This is a genomic window from Propionispira raffinosivorans DSM 20765, assembly GCF_000381065.1.
In the GTDB taxonomy this organism is placed as follows: domain Bacteria; phylum Bacillota; class Negativicutes; order Selenomonadales; family Selenomonadaceae; genus Propionispira; species Propionispira raffinosivorans.
Window position 1 is genome coordinate 189,761 of record NZ_KB905842.1, and the last position, 18,234, is coordinate 207,994.

Consider the following 18,234-nt stretch of genomic DNA (forward strand, 5'->3'; position numbering starts at 1 on the left):
ATATGATGTGAATTTGAAAGGAGAATAAATATGACAACGAATATAAGAGCTAAAATTCAGGCATTTGGTGGTTTTTTGACAGCCATGGTAATTCCTAATATGGGAGCCTTTATAGCTTGGGGGTTTATTACTGCACTATTTATACCGACAGGATGGTTTCCCAATGAAGCGTTTGCTAAATTAGTAGGCCCGATGGTCAGTTCCTTATTACCTTTGTTATTAGCATACGCTGGGGGGAAGTTAGTATATGATGCAAGAGGTGGAATTGCTGGAACTGTAGGAACGATAGGTCTTATTGTAGGAGCTAATATACCTATGTTTCTTGGTGCAATGATTATGGGGCCGCTTAGTGCTTATGTGATTAAAAAATTTGATAAAGCAATTAAAAATCATATTCCATCAGGGTTTGAAATGTTAATTGACAATTTTTCTCTAGGTATTGTAGGTCTTATTTTATGTCTCTTAGCAAATTCACTAATTGGTCCAGCTGTACAGGAAGCAAATAATCTTATCAGTATAGTAATAAAAGTATTGGTAAGCACTGGTATTTTACCAATATTGGCGTTAATCAATGAACCAGCTAAAGTATTGTTTTTAAATAATGTTATTGATCAGGGAGTATATTATCCTTTGGGAATGCAAGATGCTTTAGATACAGGAAAATCTATTTACTTTATGGTTGCATCAAATCCAGGGTCGGGGCTAGGCTTATTGCTGGCATATGCGTTATTTGGTCAAGGCGTATCAAAAAGTACAGCACCCGGTGCAATAATAATACATTTCTTCGGTGGTATTCATGAAATGTATTTTCCATTTGTACTAATGAAACCTATTACTATTATTTCTATGATTTGCGGGTCTGCATGTGGAATAATTACTTTTCAATTATTTGGGGCAGGTCTTGTCGCAGGTCCTAGTCCTGGTTCTATTTTTGCCTACTTAGCACTTACACCAAAAGGTAATTTTTTAGGTGTAATAGCTGGTGTTTTTGTTGCAGCCGTAGTAAGTTTTCTAATTACAGCATTCATTCTTAAAATTTCTAAAACGAATAAGGATGAAGATTTAAATGAGTCTATTGTTCGGACCAAGTCGATGAAACAGGAAGGAAAAAATATTCTTACCGATATAACAAATAATACATCTCAAAAACTCATTACTTTTGTTGCCTTTGCCTGTGATGCGGGTATGGGAAGCAGTGCAATGGGAGCAAGCGTTATGAAAAAAAATTTAGACAAACTGGGAATCGATATTCGTGTTGAACATTTTGCTATTGAAAATATTCCGACTGAAGCTGATATTATTGTTACACATAAAAAATTAGTGGATCGGACTCGTATGGTTGTTAAGGACAAGCCAATCATTGCAATTGAAAATTATTTAAAAGATCCTGAGGTTACGAAACTTATTGGACAGATAGAACAACAATACCATAAATAATAATTAACAAATTTTATAAAATTTTCCAATTAACCGTGACTGCAGTGAAAATTTATTAATTCTATGTTGAGAATTGATGAATGTATATATACATGTTAACATTTTGCGCACTACTGCAATAATAGTTTTTCATGCCATAAAAATATGCTCCCTTTATAGTAGACAGTTTTATTATTTTAACTGTCCACTAAAAGGGAGCATATCCATTTTTAAGATGTTTTTTTGTATTTTTTGATTAAGCTGTGGGGATATCCCCGACGCCATTTAAAACTAATCTTGGATGGTATGGGTATTTTTCCATTTCACGGCGAGTCGTCACACCAGAGAGAACTAAAATTGGATCGAGACCACTTTCGATGCCGGCGATGATATCTGTATCCATGCGGTCACCGATCATTGCGGTTTCGGCCGAATGGATGCCCAGAATTTGCAGGCCGGTGCGCATCATTAGTGGATTGGGCTTTCCGATATAATAGGCTTTTTTCCCAGTTGTGAGCTCGATTGGTGCAACGAGAGCACGGCAGGCAGGTAGTATCCCATTCTCGGATGGTCCGGTTAAGTCGGTATTTGTGCCAATGAGCTTTGCCCCGTTTAAAACATGATGCATGGCTTTGCATATGAGATCGTAGTTGTAATTAAGGGCTTCACCTATAATAACGTAGTCAGGATTAACATCCGTGAGAGTAATGCCTGCATCATGTAAGGCATTAAAAAGACCGGACTCTCCGACCACATAGGCACTACAGCCTGGGTGTTGATGGCCTAAAAATTTCGCTGTTGCCAAGGCACTTGTATAAAAATGACTTTCGTCTACATCAAGTCCCATGTATGCTAATTTTTGATGCAGTTCTTGTGGGGTCTTCCCACTGTTATTGGTTAAAAATAAAAAATCTTTGTTTTCGCGATATAACCAGTCAACAAATTTTTTGACACCGGGGAGAAGCTGGTTTCCTTGGTAGATTACACCATCCATATCACATATAAATCCTTTTTTTGCTCTTAATAAATCCAAAATCAATCCCACCTTTGCATATAACAGCCTTTTGTTTAACGGATATGATTGCCTACTTGATATATTCGTTTGAATATCCGAAAATACAGGACTGTGCTTTAATAATAAGTATCCTATTAAAATAGTATTCTTCTAATGTAAGGCATATTCCTTTTTGACAATATTAAAAAAGAGCTGTTAAGTTGTAAACTATTTGTAAAAATGATAATAAAAAATACTGTTTTATTTACTATTTTAAAAATATTTATCGGTTTATCAAAAATTAAAATTATGCAACATATTTTTATATTCTTTATAAATGAAATACATTAAAATAATAATCATTATATATGAGAAATTTATTAAAAGATGATGGAGAAAATATTAAACTTAGGGATATAATACTTTATAATAAATAATTTGCAGGCAACGGAATTTTTTATTCGACTAGAAAAATAAAGAATTCATAAACTGGCTGTTGGTCCAGAAGTTGTCTATTTGAGTATATTACGGAAACCTTCTTTATAAATAGACCATAGAAGGTGCTATTTTTATATGAAAACGATAATAATTTACTTTAGTTGTCTATGGCAGGTGATATAAAAAAATTAAAATTTGGTTTTGGTTTTGCAATTAAAACTCTAGATGTGATCATACGTTTATTTTTATTTATATTTAAAAAAATCAAGTATATTACTTTTTATAATAAACATTCGTTATTTTTTTATAAATTTTAAGATGAAAAAGAACTACCTGCTCAGTTTAAGCTGGATTGTTTTTTGTATCTGAAAATATTGAGTAGAAGTGCTGGGCTTTGACCGCTTTTTGGTGATGCGAAACCCTTGTATAATCAACGATTTTACAGGATGTGTATAGAGTATTTTAGATCGAGGAATGGCACGTTTTATTGGAGTTTTCCGCTTTTTCAGTGAACTCTTTCAAGCGGATAATTTGTGAATTTTAGAAGGACAAATAAATTTTCTCGTGCTATAATTATCTCAAATGGTATAAACTGTCTTTATACATACCCGATACGAAGAAATATATTATTTATATAAAATATGACAGAGATAGAGTATAGAGCGTGAATTCTGTTGTGAATTTAAATAGAATAAGTATCAAATCTCTGGAGTTGGGCAGGCTTTTGTTTTTTAGGCGGATAGCTCGGTATCGAGTGTGAACGGTGTTTACTATTGAACTATGTGAAATAATTCTTTAATGGAGGAGGAGAAGCCAGGATGTTACAAGAGTTTGGCAATATTGGGCTATTACTGCTGGTTGCCTTGATATTTCCGGTAATGGCATTAGGAACCGCATTTATGATTCGCCCTCGCCCTCGTCATAATGACGTGGAAAAATCTATGCCATATGAGTGTGGTGTAGATACGGTTGGCGAAACGTGGATTCAATTCAGAGCAAGTTATTTTTTATATGCATTAGTATTTGTCGCATTTGACATTGAAACTGTCTTTTTATATCTTTGGGCAATTAAATTTCGGCAATTAGGGACATTTGCCTTTATTGAAATGTTTATTTTTCTTGGCATTTTAGTGGTAGGGCTAGCCTATGCATGGAAGAAGGGAGCATTGGAATGGAAATAAGTAAATTGCAAACACAAGAAGAGCAAGCCAATGAATTGCTGCAAAAAAACATCATTTTAACAAGTTTTGATACTGTATTAAAATGGGCGCGAAGTAATTCTTTGTGGCCGTTGTCGTCAGGACTGGCTTGCTGTGCGATCGAAATGATGTCGGCTGCCGCTGCGCGCTTTGATTTATCGAGGTTTGGCTATGAGGTCTTTCGTGCTTCACCAAGACAAGCTGACTTGCTTATTGTAGCGGGGACTTTGACTTGGGCGATGGCAGGGCCATTGAAACGCTTATATGAGCAGATGCCTGAGCCGAAATATGTGATTGCCATGGGCAGTTGTGCAAATTCCGGAGGACCCTTTGCGGATTCTTATTCAGTTGTGCCTGGTGTGGACAAGATTCTACCAGTTGATGTGTACATTCCTGGCTGTCCGCCACGCCCGGAAGCGTTGATTCACGGAATGCTGGAGTTGAAACGCAAGATTAAGCATCCTGAGGCTGCAAGGAGAAAAATATGAGCAATCTAGATATAAACGAGGTGCTGGCTGCGCTGCAGGCACACTGCGGAGAATCTATACAATTGATTGGTGAGGACTCTCAAGCAGCGTTGCTTGTTATGCCAGAACGAATGTTGGAAGTTTTGGATATTCTTAAAACGAATGAGCTTTATCAATTCAATATGCTGCGTAATTTGACCGCGGTTGATTATCTGGAATATATGGAGCTTGTGTATCATTTATATTCCTTGCCGCTTCGTCATGCGATTACGATAAAAGTTCGGTGCACGATGGAAGCCTTAAAAGTTCCGTCTGTGACAAAGATTTGGCCTTCGGCAAATTTTCAGGAACGGGAAATTTACGATTTATTAGGTGTGGATTTTATCGGTCATCCTGATTTGCGGCGTATTTTAATGCCAGAAGAGTTCACAGAGCATCCATTGCGTAAAACGTACAATTTCGTTGCTAATACGGGAGAAAAGAGGTAATCAATTCATGGTAAAGACAGAAACCTATACTTTGAATATGGGACCGCAGCATCCTAGTACGCATGGCGTTCTGCAAGTCGTACTGGAACTAGATGGCGAGTTAGTCATTCAAGCAATTCCCCACATGGGCTATCTGCATCGCGGCATTGAAAAACTGGCGGAAAGTCGTACGTATACTCAGTTTATACCTTATACGGATCGGTTGGACTATGTTTCATCTATGGGGAATAACTGGGGATATTGTCTGGCAGTAGAAAAGCTGATGGGAATTACGGTGCCTGAACGGGCCGAATATTTACGGATTATCATGACAGAACTGAATCGTATGGCCAGTCATTTGATTTTTATGGGGTCGCTGGCAATTGATCTTGGTGCTTCGACTGGTATGATGTTTGGTTTTCGTGCTCGTGAACGAATTTTAGATTTATTTGATATGACCTGTGGTGCTAGACAAACTTATAATTATATACGATTTGGCGGTGTGTCGGTCGATATACCACCCCGGTTCATTCCAGAATTAAAACGTTTCTTGGCGGATTTTCCGGCTATGCTTGTGGAATACCACGAGTTATTAACAGGCAATGAAATTTTGTATCATCGCCTAAAAGGTACAGGGGTGATTACGGCTGAGCGGGCACTTGAAATTGGTTTGACTGGGCCTGCACTGAGGGCTTCAGGTGTTGACTATGATATTCGAAAAATAGAACCATATGGTATTTATGATCGCTTTGATTTTGATGTGCCTCTCGGCAAAGTTGGCGATTGCTGGGATCGTTATATCGGCCGTATGGAAGAAATGAAGCAGAGCGCGCGTATTGTGGCTCAGGCGTTGGAGCAAATGCCTGAGGGTGAAGTTATGACGAAAATTCCTAAGGTAATCAAACCACCAGTCGGTGATGTGTATCATTCTATCGAAAATCCACGTGGCGAACTAGGTTTTTATATCGTTAGCGATGGCTCTACGAAACCTTATCGTATTCATGTACGTCGTCCTTCCTTTATTAACCTGCAGGTGCTCAATGAAACCTGTCAGGGGTTGTTAATCGGTGATGTTGTAGCAGTATTGGCGACATTAGATTCGTTAATGGGGGAAGTAGACTGCTAAACTTTATGAAGAGGAGTCACAAAGTATGCAAGAGATAACTAGCTTATTTCAGATTGCAAAAATGCTGAGAGCATTATTAGAAAGCTTTTTACCGAATCAACAGCTTGTGGATATCTGTATGAGCCTAATTAATATCGGAGCTATTTTTACGATCATTTCCTTGTCGGCAGTTGTATTAGTTTATGCTGAACGAAAGGTAAGTGCTTTTATGCAGAGACGATCAGGTCCGAATCGCGTTGGTCCTAAGGGAACATTGCAGTCGGTTGCTGATATGGTAAAACTTATGGCGAAAGAGGATATTATGCCAGATGGTGCGGATCGGTGGATGTGGATGTTAGCACCAATGCTGCTCTTTATTCCTGCCGCGGCAGTTTATGTAGTATTTCCTTTTGATAACAAGGCTATTTTTGCAGATTTGAATATTGGGATTTTTTATTTTATCGCGATATCTGCGCAGTCGGTTTTGCCTTTTTTGATGGCTGGCTGGGCTTCGAATAATAAGTATTCGCTGGTAGGCGGTATGCGTACAGTCGCACAGATGCTTAGCTATGAGGTTCCAATGGTACTTTCAATTTTAGGCATTGTCATGTTGGTTGGCTCAATGCGGATGAGTACAATCGTAGCCGCACAAGAGCAGGTTTGGTTTATATTTTTACAACCAATTGCTTTTGTGGTTTATGTGATTACGGCAACCGCAGAAATTAACCGGGCACCATTTGACTTAGTTGAAGGTGAATCAGAGCTTGTTGCTGGACCATTTACGGAATATACAGGCATGCGCTGGGCCTTGTTCTTTTTGGCTGAATATGCTAATTTATTGGCTGTTTCAGCGATTGCAGCAACTTTGTTTTTGGGTGGCTGGAATGGACCTTGGCTGCCTGGGTGGATATGGTTTTTTCTTAAAATTGGTGTAATGATTTTCCTGTTTATGTGGTTTCGCTGGACTTTTCCAAGACTGCGTATTGATCAGCTTATGTCTTTTGGTTGGAAAATATTACTGCCATTGGCATTGGCTAATGTTATTATTACAGGGATTGGCATGTATATTTACGAGTTTTTCAGTTAGGAGGGACAAAATATGCTTGGTAAAGGCTTATTAAAAGGTATGCGTGTAACCTTTAAAACTTTTTTTCATAAAAAGGAAACGCTGCAGTATCCAGAAACAAAGCTAACCATGCCCGAACGCTTTCGTGGCGGCGAGCTGGATTTAAATACGGAAAAATGTATCGCCTGTGGACTGTGCAAAATGGCCTGTCCAAATCATGTGATTGAGATTACGACCGGTACGGATGAAGCGAAAAAACGTTACTTAAAGTCATATGTATATCATTCAGGATTGTGCCTGTATTGTAATTTTTGTGTGGAAGCATGTCCAACGAAGGCTATTGCTTGGGACAAAAACTATGAAAATTCTCGGTACTTTCGGGATGAACTGGATGTTGATTGTTTAGCTATTGCAAAGCAGAAATTGGCAAAAACGATATCCGTAGATGATAAAGCAGCTGGTGAAAAGGGCAATACCCTTAAAGGAGGGATTTTGGATGAATGAGCTGGCCTATAATGCAGCATTTTTTATATTTGCGGCGATTACAGTAGCATCGGCAATTGGGGTTGTGACAAAAAATGATCTCGTTCACAGTGCATTACTACTGGCGTTGTGTTTTATTGGCGTAAGTGGTTTATATGTACTTTTGCAGGCGGACTTTTTGGCAGCTGTCCAAATTCTGATTTACAATGGGGCTATTGCAATTGTTTTTGTTTTGGGAACGATGCTTACCAGAAGGAGTGCCCGGCATGGAACCAATGATACGGAAAAAAATATTCCATCTCGTTTAGTTGCTGTGGTCAGTGGTCTGTTTGTTATTGTTACACTGGGCGTTATTGCTACAACACCGTGGCATTATTTTGGTGAGGGAGCTGTTGAAGATACCCCGTCACTTATTGCACAGTTCATCTTAACGGATTATATGGTTGCAATGGAAGCTGCGGCTGTGCTTTTGCTGGCGGCTATGATTGGGGCAATTGTTTTGGCAAAGGGAGTGGAAGAATGATTGGAATGGCTCATTTTTTGACCGTTGCGGCCATTGTATTTGCGATTGGGTTGTACGGAGTATTAACCAAGCGCACAATCATTGGTATTTTGATGAGTATTGAATTGATGCTCAATGCGGTGAATATAAATTTAATTACATTTTCACATTTTATCACACCGGAGGCTTTAACCGGTCAGGTATTTGCTATATTTACGATTACGGTAGCGGCTGCTGAAGTAGCAGTGGGACTAGCAATGGTCTTTCGCGTATATCATGATCGGAACACAGTGCATGCAGCGAGACTTGATGAGATGCACTGGTAAGATTGCATGAGAGAGTAGGTGAGAAATTTTGTTTAACCAATATGCATTACATCATGCTTGGCTTATTCCGTTGCTACCGGCATTCGCTTTTATCTTCGTAGGATTTTTTCTGCGTCGTCTTCCCGCAGCAGCAGGATTTGTATCTATTTGCATGAGTTTGCTTAGTTTCATATTGAGTTTAGGTGTAGGGTATGGCGTTATAGTAAGGCAAATCACGGTGGATAATCCACTCGTGCAGAAAATACCATGGGTTTCTATCGCAGGGCTTCAGGTTGATATGGGAGTCTATGTTGATCCAATATCGGCGATGATGCTGGTCATTGTTTCGTTGGTAGCTTTGCTTGTACAAATCTATTCGCTTGGTTATATGCGGGGGGATAACGGTTTTGGCCGATTTTTTGCCTATTTGTCGTTGTTTGCGGCGTCTATGCTCGGGTTAGTCATTGCGGTTAACTTTGTCCAATTGTTTGTTTTTTGGGAGTTAGTGGGCTTATGCTCCTATCTGCTAATTGGTTTTTATTTCAATAAAGTTTCCGCCAGGGAAGCAGCTAAAAAAGCTTTTATTACAACACGCGTTGGTGATTTCGGCTTATTAATTGGAATCTTGTTTTTACAGATTTTATTTGGAACGCTAGACTTTCAGCAGTTGGCGACGAATGTGCCAAATTATGTTATGCAGCATGGTACAGCTCTCTTAACGATTGTGGCCTTGCTTATATTCCTAGGACCTGTAGGGAAATCCGGTCAGTTTCCACTGCATGTGTGGTTGCCGGATGCGATGGAAGGTCCAACACCAGTATCAGCTCTGATTCATGCTGCTACGATGGTAGTAGCTGGGGTATATCTGGTAGCTAGAGCCTTTTTCTTATTTAGTGTTTTGCCAGATGCGATGGCAGTAATCGCCTGGGTCGGAGCTTTTACCGCCTGTTTTGCAGCAACGATTGCCTTTACACAGCGCGATATCAAACGTATTTTAGCGTATTCTACGATCAGCCAGTTAGGCTATATGATGCTGGCCCTTGGGGTTGGTAGTGTTACGGCATCGATGTTTCATTTGATGACACATGCTTTTTTCAAGGCATTGATGTTTTTAGCCGCTGGCGCAGTGCTGCATGCTTTACCGAAAAATAATGATATTTTTACGATGGGTGGCTTGCGGCATAAAATGCCCGTTACGTTTGCAGCAATGACGGTTGGTGTACTTGCCATATCTGGTATTCCACCATTTGCGGGATTCTTTTCTAAAGATGAAATACTACTGGCGGTGGCTCAGGTGAGTACGCCATTATATATAATAGCGGTTGTGACTTCATTTATGACGGCTTTTTATATGGCAAGGCTCTTAATTGTTGTCTTTTGTGGAGAAGAAAAAGCAGAGAATCATCCGCATGAAGCACCGCTTTCTATGCGGATACCTCTCATAGTACTTGGTATTCTTGCTGTTATTGGCGGATATATACCATATGCAAACAACTTTGGTGACTGGGTTCGTTTCGGTGCAGCCGTTCATGAGGGCATCGATTTTAGCGTTGCGGCAACCTCAACGGTACTTGCTATCTTAGCAATGTGTCTGGCTTGGTTTATATACGGGAATGGTATGGTTAGATCGGATCAACTTTCTCGGCGTTTTCGTATTTTCTATAAAGTCAGTTTCCATAAATATTATATAGATGAATTGTATTTGTGGTTTAATCACACGTTTGTGGATGGGTTCGGAAAACTTTTGTATTGGCTGGAACTTCATTTTGTTGAAGCAATTCTTATAAAAGTGGCAGCAAGTTTACCAGTTAAACTTGGCAATGTTGTGCGCAAAAGCCAAAATGGTAACTTGCAACGGTATGGTTTAGTCATGTTTGGCGCCATGATCCTTGTTGTCGTATGGTTAGTACTACTCAATCCACTATTTAATGGTGTAGCAGGAGGTGCTTACTAAAATGGTTCATTTTCCGTTATTAACGACAATTTTATTAACGCCTATCTGGGGGATATTGGTACTATCGATTATGCCGCGTGAGGCTGACAAAACGATAAAGATGATAACAGCAGTAACGATGGCTATTGCTCTCGGACTAACCTTATATGCGTATTGGGCTTATGATGTTAATTTGGGCGGGCTGCAATATGTAGAGAATGTTCCTTGGATTGAAGAGTTAGGTGTGGCTTATGCATTGGGAGTGGACGGGATTTCTTTGCCATTACTCCTATTGACTATGTTAGTGGGCTTTTCAGCAGTCTTTGTTTCTTGGAATATAGATAAACGTTCTAAAGAATTTTTTATTCAATTGCTTCTTTTAATCGTTGGTGCAATTGGTACGTTTGTATCGCAGGATTTGTTCATATTCTTATTGTTTTATGAACTGGGGATCGTTCCTACGTATATTATGATGGTTGTTTGGGGATCGGCGGAGCGAGTGACTAAAGAATACGCGGCGATGAAGCTGACGATTTATTTACTATTAGGTTCGGCTTTCATGCTTGCTGGTGTTATTGCGTTATATGTGAATGCATTTCCAGCAGGGATGCGAACCTTTGGGATGCAGGCTTTAGCGCAGGCACATGTTCTGGGGAACTTATCAGAATCTGTTCAAGTCATCGTGTTTTTCTTATTACTGCTTGGTTTTGGTTCGACTTTATCTATGTGGCCGTTTTATAGTTGGGCACCAGATGGTTATGCGGCTGCTCCGACAGGGGTATCGATGCTTCATGCCGGTGTATTGAAAAAAGTCGGTGGTTATGGGTTGATTCGGATCGGGTTGCTTATTTTACCGCTTGGGGTAAAATTTTGGGCCCCATTTATCGCTGTTTTTGCAGTTGTAAATGTTTTGTATGCTGCATTTGTTGCTTTAGCACAAAAAGATTTGAAATATATCATTGGATATTCTTCGATATCTCATATGGGTTATATACTGATTGGTTTTGCGGCTTTAAATGTTATTAGTATCGATGGGGCGATTGCCAATATGTTTGCTCACGGAATCATGAGTGCTTTGTTTTTTGCGATGATTGGGCTGGTTTATGATAAAACAAAGACACGGCAGGTTCCTGAACTTGGCGGATTAGCGCATCAAATGCCGCGCATTGCCACTGGCTTTATGTTAGCAGGAATGAGCTCACTCGGACTACCGGGACTCGCAGGCTTTATTCCGGAATTTACAACCTTTGTCGGTGCATTTAAGGTATATCCGTTATATACGTTCATCGCGATATCCGGTATTGTTTTTACGGCCGTCTACATCTTGCGCATGTTAGCAAATGTCCTGTTTGGACCGCGGCGTGAAGAATTTGACGGTTGCCGGGATGCTTCTGGTGCGGAGTTAGTATCCCTTGTACTATTAGGTACTGTTTTAGTTGTATTTGGGTTTTTCCCACAAATATTAATAGGTGTGATTAATAGTAGTGTAGAACCGATTATGGCGACTTTGATGGGAGGTGCTTTTTGATGAATATTGCACTGCTCACGAGTGAAATAGCGGTTGTTATTCTCGCTTTGCTTATCATCATTTTTGACTTACTGCTGCCACGACAAGAAACGCGTCGCAGCTTAGGGGCTTTTGCAGTTTGTGGTTTATTGGGAATTCTCGTATATACCTTTAGTCAGTATGGAATTTCAGCTACGGTGTACCACGGATTTTTTGTGGTTGATACGTTTGCTTTGTTTTTCAAGCAGTTATTCATTGTGGCTACGATATTAACGCTGTTATTTTCGCTGGATTATGTAGAAAAAATGACTCGCAATGCGGGGGAATTTTATGCATTATTATTGCTAGGTTTAGTTGGCATGATGGTCATGGCATCCGCAACGGATTTATTAACCTTGTTTGTTGGGTTAGAACTGATGACGATTGTGTTTTATGTTCTTGTTGGTTTTGATTTGAAAAGTGTCAAGTCAAGTGAAGCTGGTATAAAGTATGCCATTTTAGGCTCGGCTTCTAGTGCGGTTTTCTTATATGGAGTGAGCTGGATCTACGGGTTTACTGGCAATATTATGTTAAGCCAAATTGCTGAACATATCACAGCTAGTCCAGCTGTACTTTTTGGTATGGGCCTTATGATTGCCGGTTTCTGTTTTAAATTATCCATTGTTCCCTTTCATATGTGGGCACCGGATGTTTATGAAGGGGCACCGATTCCAGTTACGGCAATGCTGGCGATGGCATCAAAAGCTGCAGGATTTGCAATTGTGCTGCGAGTCTTTTTTGTAGCATTCAACGATTTACAAATGTACTGGCTGCCGATTATCAGCATCTTGGCAGGGCTTAGCATGGTTGTTGGCATTGTAGGTGCTATATGGCAGAAGAATACGAAACGTATGCTGGCGTATTCTTCAATAGCGCAAGCCGGATATATTTTATCAGGCATGTTAGCTGCTAATTCAGCTGGCGTCAAGGGAATGTTAGTGTATGCAGTACTTTATATGGTTGCTAATGTTGGAGCTTTTGCTGTAACGGCAGCTGTTTATAATCAATGTGGTTCAGATGATATTGAAGATTTATCTGGTTTGTCACAAAAATCACCATTGCTCGCTGTGGTTATGACCGTATCCTTGATGTCGATGGCTGGTCTTCCGCCAATGGCAGGTTTTATCGGCAAGATGTATATATTTATGGCGATTGCAGACAATGGCTATTTATGGCTTGCCATATTAGGTCTTGTTATATCGATGATTTCAGTGTATTACTATATACTTGTGGTCAGAACGATGTATAGAAATGCTGTAAAGGATCAGCAGATTTTTACGATGAGTGGTTCACTGCGAATTGTAGCTTTGCTTAGTTTGATTGCAACCTTATTCATTGGTATATATCCAGCTCCACTTGCCACACTGGCAAATGCGGCAGCAATGGCGCTGTGGTAAAAAAATAAAATAATTTTCCTTAAGCCACAAAAGAAAGCAGACTTTTAAGCTTCCTTTTGTGGCTTTTTATGTAATGTTATGCCACAGGAGTAAAAAACATTCATGGTTTTCCGGTCTTATTGTAGTAGATCCAATTCATGATTGACATAATAGGTGTAGCGTGCTACACTTTTGAATATAAACTTATGAATCTATAATATATGGGAGTGTTTAGCGTGAGAAAAATAAACAAGAAAATGATAGTAGCATTATGCTTTTCAATGGTTTTGTCTTTTACAGTGATAAATTTTTCTAATATGAATACAGTAGTTTTTGCTGCTTCTAGTGAAAGTCAGGCAAAAGCAGAAATTGATGCCTTAAAAGCAAAAGGATATTCTACTTCAGATATACAATCTGCTGGAGCCATCGCATTTGCAAGTAATAATTCAATATCTACAGTTGCAGGAAAGAAAACAAAATCTAATACGTGGAAAGATGTTCAAAAAACATTTAATGTAAGTGATGCGGCTTATAATCAAGCCTTAAAGAACATAAAGAGTATGAAAAAATAATATGTTTTAAATAATAGATTCTAAGTTTATAAAGAATAAATCATATTTTTAATGTAAATAATGATAACTTTCTCTACTTTATTATTAATAGGAAAACCCCTTATCTATGCTATAATTAATAGATAAGGGGTTTTCTTATTAATAAGTTTAGTGGAGGGGGAAGTGATTATAATAAAACCTATAGGCTTTATTATTAAACTCATTAATGATAGCATTTTAGTTCAGGTGAATTCGTTTTTGAAACCTTATGAAGTAACTCTGAGGCAACTTCGCATTTTAGGATATTTGCATGATAATAAAGATAAGTTAGTGACGCAGAAAGAACTGGAAGAAGAATTACAGGTTTCTCATCCTACGGTTGTAGGGATTTTAAAACGTTTAGAAAAAAAAGGACTGATTCAAACTTTTTTGAATCCTAATAAAAAAACAATGAAAATTGTAACACTTATAGAATACGAAGCAGAGTTATTTAAAAACATAAATAAGGAGAAAGAAAAATTTGAAAATAAATTGTTAACCGGATTTACAGATGATGAAAAAGCTCAGTTGGAAGAATTCTTAATTCGCTTGCATAGAAATGTTAATTCATAAAGAATGTGTTAAAAAAGGCATAATAAGCATACAATCATATGGGCGATGCGCCATATTTCAGCTTTTCAAATAGTAGCTGCGAGAGCACTGGCTATTTAAAACCTAATCATGAATTTAAAACGTTGAGTTGTTACATTTTTATGTTGTTACATTATATAAATAGATGTTGTGACCGCAATTAAAGAGTATAATGAAATTAGCAGCAGGTAAGATAGGAATGTCTTTTTTCAATGCAATAAGAAAATTGATATATATTTTTACGGTTTTGCGGAGGAGTGAGTTTATGAATTATATTGAAGTAATGAATGATGCCATTGAGTATATTGAAAATAATTTGCATAAAACAGTTCGGCTTGATGAACTCGCAGCAAAATATTATATTTCTCGTTATCATTTCTATAGAATTTTTCGGTCGTTAACCAATGCCACATTAGCGGAATATATTACCCAGCGGCGTTTGTCAGAAGCGGCAAAAAAAATCAAAGCGACGAAGCAGAGTATTATTGATATTGCATTCGACTATGGTTTCGAGTCTCCTGAAACCTTTTCGAGAAGTTTTAAACGATTTTTTAAGATTACCCCGCTTGCTTGTCGGAACTTAGATTTTGGAATACCATTTATTGAAAAAAAAGAAATTGTCGAAAGAAAATTTAAAAATGTTCATAATGATATTATTGTTGATTTTACCCTGAAACATGTAGCTGAATTCCAGTTATTTGGAAAACGCTTAGCGTTTAAGCCAACGGTAAAGAATGATTTAGATAAAGTAGTAAATTCCGTTCAAGAATTTTTGACGAATGTTATTAAACGGAAAAACATTGAACCAATGTATAATATAACAAAAAAGGAAGCCGGAAATTTGACCTATTTTACTGGCTGTAAAATAAAACGAGATCAGGCTGATGCTGATTTTGTAGAATTAACAGTGCCGGAGTCCGACTATGCTGTTTTCAAATATTCGACAGACCTGTTTTTGATTTATAAAACAGTAGTTCAAGATATCAGTAAGGCACTTTTGGTTTCGGGGCTTAAACTGAATCGATCGTTCGCAGATTTTATTTCTATGGAATTTTATGACCACGCTTATTTTAAAACAAAGCAATTTTGTATTTATATTCCTGTTTGTAAGCTGGATTAAATAAAAATGAAAAACTGCAAAAATAGTCAAGAATGTTCTGGCTATTACCTGTATAGTTTAAGGATAATATAAGAGAAAAATCGGTAATCCTTCAAAATGGTGCTGTTTTTTATATATTTGAGGAGGCTTTTAAAATGAAACTGCCTGAACTTAGAATAGGAAATTTAGTTGCAAAAATACCAATTATTCAAGGTGGTATGGCTGTACGGATTTCTACGGCACGACTTGCAGCGGCTGTAGGCGAAAACGGAGGCATAGGAATCATCGCTGGCTCTGGTATGTCTTTTGATGAATTACGTACTGAAATTCGCTTGGCACGTTCCCTGACAAAAGGCATTATTGGTGTGAATGTGATGGTTGCTGCCAGGGAATTTAAAGAACTTGTAAAAACAGCGATTGACGAAGGTATTGATTTAGTTGTAGCTGGTGCCGGATTCTCGCGTGATGTATTTGATATAGGAAAAGAGAGCAATACTCCCATTGTTACAATGGTATCATCGATAAAAGCAGCGAAACTTTCAGAAAGATTAGGCGCAGCAGCTGTTGTTTTCGAAGGAAAAGAAGCTGGGGGGCATTTAGGCACGACGAATCATTCAATAAAAGATTTTATAGCTGAAATGAAAAAATCCGTTCAGCTCCCAGTTATTGGTGCGGGCGGGATTGTTAATGGACAGGATATAGCAGAAGTGTTAAGGCTTGGTGCTGACGGAGTGCAAATGGGTACACGGTTTGCTATGAGTGAAGAATGCAATGCCGCACCAGCCTTAAAAGCTTTTTATTTGAAGGCACAAAAAGAAGATGTTGTCTTAATTGACAGCCCAGTTGGGTTACCGGGACGTGCTTTGAAAAATCCATTTGCTGAACAAATTGATCAAGGCACCGCAGGATCAAAAGGCTGCAAAGGCTGCTTAAAACATTGCAGTCATAGTTTTTGTATAATCCGTGCCTTGTCGAGAGCACAACAAGGCGATGTTGCGACAGGACTGGTATTTACAGGTGAAAATATCTATAAAATAAAAGAAATCTTGTCGGTTAAAGAGATTTTCAATAGGTTATTAAAAGAAATAGAGGTGGCAGATAATTTCTCATCTTCTAATTAGATGAATTTTCTGTGCATAAATCTAAGATCCTATATAACGAATTTTGTTGATTATTATCCTTTTATATTATATTATATAAATAGAAACATGTGCATTTAGTGTATCAATAGTGTAATGAGTAAGGAGAATTTAATACATTAAAAGGCATTTTAAACTATATATGAGTATAAATTTTCTTAAACTATCTATATAATTTAAAAATGGATATTAAGAATGCTCGATAAGTTTGAAATTCATTATAGAGGGGAAATAAATATTGTGCTTGCAATCGAACGTCACAGAGTTATTTTAAAGCTATTGTCAGAAAATGGACAGGTTACGACAAATGAGTTATGTGAGAAATTAAGTGTGTCGCCAGCTACAGTACGTAATGATTTAAATAAGTTAGAAAACGATAAATTGATTTGCAAAACGCATGGTGGAGCGACATTATTAATGCCTCGAGACGATATGCCACTGGTTAATTCAGTCGTATCTAATACGTTTAGCTTTAAGACGCGTGAAAGTAAAAATGGTGAAGAAAAACAAGCTATCAGTGAATATGCTCTTCAGTATATTCAAGATAATCAATGTATTTTATTGGATGCAAGCTCGACGGCACTTGTTTTAGCAAGAAAATTAGACCGCTTTAATAAACTTACTGTTATTACAAATGGTATTTATACTATGCTGGCATTAAAGGAAATGCCCAATATCACAGTTATCTTTATAGGTGGAATCGTAACAAAAAATTCGGGTTCTGTTGAAGGTTTGTTAGGTGCTGATATATTAAATCATATTAATGCTGATTGTGGATTTATTTCTGCAAATGGATTTACATTAAACGAAGGACTTACGGATTTTAATGTTTATGAAGTGGAATTAAAAAAGGCAATGCTTAAACATTGCAAACGTATTGTAGTTATGTTGGATTCGTTGAAATTCGAAAATATATCTACAACAAGTTTTTCTGCTTCATCAAATCTTGATTTGGTTTTAACAGATGAAAAAATCGATAAAGATTTATTGGATAGGTATAGGAAACATGGAATACACATAGAGATTTGTCCATATAAATCTAAACTTGAATAAAATAATGACAAGACTTTTCTTTAGAGATGTTATCTTTAATAAGCTTAATTATTACTTTGTTGAACTCTATCAATGTTTATAAATGAAACATTGATAAAAAAAATACTTTGTGTAAATTAAAATTATATACAATTAATAAATATTTTTGCGACAATTTGGTTCTTTGTCAAGTGTTGGGGTAAAAACATAAAGTGAATTTTTAGCGAGGGGATTTCTCCTCGCTATTTTCTATTTTTATGCAGCCATATAAAGTATCCGATTTCTCATTCGTTTAAATTTTTGTATGCCATAACAAGTCCGTTTGAGTACCTTTGTTCGATTGTTACATCCTTCTATATATCCGTTGCTATAACCCGTTGAAATTGCTGCAATAATTTCATTTTTCCATTCGATCACTGTCTTCATTAATTTATTAAACTGCTTTATATCATATGTCATAACGTTTTCTTGCCATTGTTTAAATCG

General features: G+C 37.7%; 19 protein-coding genes. 17 read left to right on the top strand and 2 right to left on the bottom strand.

Features of this window, described 5'->3' with window-relative positions; genetic code table 11:
• The first annotated feature begins 30 nt into the window (after positions 1-30).
• On the top strand, positions 31-1,437 hold the full coding sequence (locus tag F606_RS0104900) for a PTS mannitol transporter subunit IIBC (protein ID WP_019552762.1): 1,407 nt from the start codon (positions 31-33) through the stop codon (positions 1,435-1,437).
• Between the two features lie 235 nt (positions 1,438-1,672).
• Here the strand turns inward: F606_RS0104900 and F606_RS0104905 are convergent, their stop codons facing one another.
• Complete coding sequence (locus tag F606_RS0104905; RefSeq protein WP_019552763.1) at positions 1,673-2,449, bottom strand: HAD-IIA family hydrolase; 777 nt, start codon at positions 2,447-2,449, stop codon at positions 1,673-1,675.
• Positions 2,450-3,666: 1,217 nt separating this feature from the next.
• Between F606_RS0104905 and F606_RS0104910 the strand changes: the two genes are divergently transcribed.
• The 16 genes from F606_RS0104910 (at position 3,667) to F606_RS0104985 (ending at position 17,769) form a co-directional block, all read left to right on the top strand.
• Positions 3,667-4,029 carry an NADH-quinone oxidoreductase subunit A gene (locus F606_RS0104910; RefSeq protein ID WP_019552764.1) on the top strand — a complete coding sequence of 121 codons (363 nt, stop codon included), beginning with the start codon at positions 3,667-3,669 and terminating at the stop codon, positions 4,027-4,029.
• Complete coding sequence (locus tag F606_RS0104915) at positions 4,020-4,535, top strand: NADH-quinone oxidoreductase subunit B (RefSeq protein WP_019552765.1); 516 nt, start codon at positions 4,020-4,022, stop codon at positions 4,533-4,535. The genes F606_RS0104910 and F606_RS0104915 overlap by 10 nt, the downstream gene beginning before the upstream one ends.
• A complete protein-coding gene (locus F606_RS0104920; protein ID WP_019552766.1) occupies positions 4,532-5,002 on the top strand; it encodes an NADH-quinone oxidoreductase subunit C in 471 nt (156 codons plus the stop codon). The genes F606_RS0104915 and F606_RS0104920 overlap by 4 nt, the downstream gene beginning before the upstream one ends.
• Before the next feature lie 7 nt (positions 5,003-5,009).
• On the top strand, positions 5,010-6,107 hold the full coding sequence (locus F606_RS0104925) for an NADH-quinone oxidoreductase subunit D (RefSeq protein ID WP_019552767.1): 1,098 nt from the start codon (positions 5,010-5,012) through the stop codon (positions 6,105-6,107).
• A gap of 25 nt (positions 6,108-6,132) precedes the next feature.
• Positions 6,133-7,173, top strand: a complete 1,041-nt coding sequence (nuoH, locus tag F606_RS0104930) for an NADH-quinone oxidoreductase subunit NuoH (protein ID WP_019552768.1) — start codon at positions 6,133-6,135, stop codon at positions 7,171-7,173.
• A 12-nt stretch (positions 7,174-7,185) separates the two neighbouring features.
• The gene (locus tag F606_RS0104935; RefSeq protein WP_019552769.1) at positions 7,186-7,656 is read left to right on the top strand and encodes a NuoI/complex I 23 kDa subunit family protein; all 471 of its coding nucleotides are present in this window, start codon (positions 7,186-7,188) and stop codon (positions 7,654-7,656) included.
• Positions 7,649-8,158 carry an NADH-quinone oxidoreductase subunit J family protein gene (locus F606_RS0104940; protein ID WP_019552770.1) on the top strand — a complete coding sequence of 170 codons (510 nt, stop codon included), beginning with the start codon at positions 7,649-7,651 and terminating at the stop codon, positions 8,156-8,158. The genes F606_RS0104935 and F606_RS0104940 overlap by 8 nt, the downstream gene beginning before the upstream one ends.
• On the top strand, positions 8,155-8,463 hold the full coding sequence (gene nuoK, locus F606_RS0104945) for an NADH-quinone oxidoreductase subunit NuoK (protein WP_019552771.1): 309 nt from the start codon (positions 8,155-8,157) through the stop codon (positions 8,461-8,463). The genes F606_RS0104940 and nuoK overlap by 4 nt, the downstream gene beginning before the upstream one ends.
• A gap of 28 nt (positions 8,464-8,491) precedes the next feature.
• Positions 8,492-10,396 carry an NADH-quinone oxidoreductase subunit L gene (gene nuoL, locus F606_RS0104950; protein WP_019552772.1) on the top strand — a complete coding sequence of 635 codons (1,905 nt, stop codon included), beginning with the start codon at positions 8,492-8,494 and terminating at the stop codon, positions 10,394-10,396.
• A gap of 1 nt (position 10,397) precedes the next feature.
• Positions 10,398-11,903, top strand: a complete 1,506-nt coding sequence (locus F606_RS0104955) for a complex I subunit 4 family protein (RefSeq protein ID WP_019552773.1) — start codon at positions 10,398-10,400, stop codon at positions 11,901-11,903.
• Positions 11,903-13,318 carry an NADH-quinone oxidoreductase subunit N gene (locus tag F606_RS0104960; RefSeq protein ID WP_019552774.1) on the top strand — a complete coding sequence of 472 codons (1,416 nt, stop codon included), beginning with the start codon at positions 11,903-11,905 and terminating at the stop codon, positions 13,316-13,318. The genes F606_RS0104955 and F606_RS0104960 overlap by 1 nt, the downstream gene beginning before the upstream one ends.
• Before the next feature lie 215 nt (positions 13,319-13,533).
• Positions 13,534-13,869, top strand: coding sequence for a hypothetical protein (locus F606_RS0104965; RefSeq protein WP_019552775.1), 336 nt, complete (start codon positions 13,534-13,536; stop codon positions 13,867-13,869).
• Between the two features lie 162 nt (positions 13,870-14,031).
• A complete protein-coding gene (locus F606_RS0104970) occupies positions 14,032-14,460 on the top strand; it encodes a MarR family winged helix-turn-helix transcriptional regulator (protein ID WP_019552776.1) in 429 nt (142 codons plus the stop codon).
• A 283-nt stretch (positions 14,461-14,743) separates the two neighbouring features.
• Complete coding sequence (locus tag F606_RS22195; RefSeq protein WP_019552777.1) at positions 14,744-15,598, top strand: AraC family transcriptional regulator; 855 nt, start codon at positions 14,744-14,746, stop codon at positions 15,596-15,598.
• 134 nt (positions 15,599-15,732) lie between these two features.
• Positions 15,733-16,698 (top strand): NAD(P)H-dependent flavin oxidoreductase, encoded by a 966-nt coding sequence (locus F606_RS0104980; protein WP_019552778.1) that lies wholly within the window; start codon positions 15,733-15,735, stop codon positions 16,696-16,698.
• Between the two features lie 258 nt (positions 16,699-16,956).
• Positions 16,957-17,769, top strand: coding sequence for a DeoR/GlpR family DNA-binding transcription regulator (locus F606_RS0104985; protein ID WP_026329253.1), 813 nt, complete (start codon positions 16,957-16,959; stop codon positions 17,767-17,769).
• A gap of 234 nt (positions 17,770-18,003) precedes the next feature.
• Here the strand turns inward: F606_RS0104985 and F606_RS20610 are convergent.
• The coding region (locus tag F606_RS20610) for a transposase (protein WP_019552780.1) at positions 18,004-18,234 on the bottom strand (231 nt) is incomplete at its 5' end.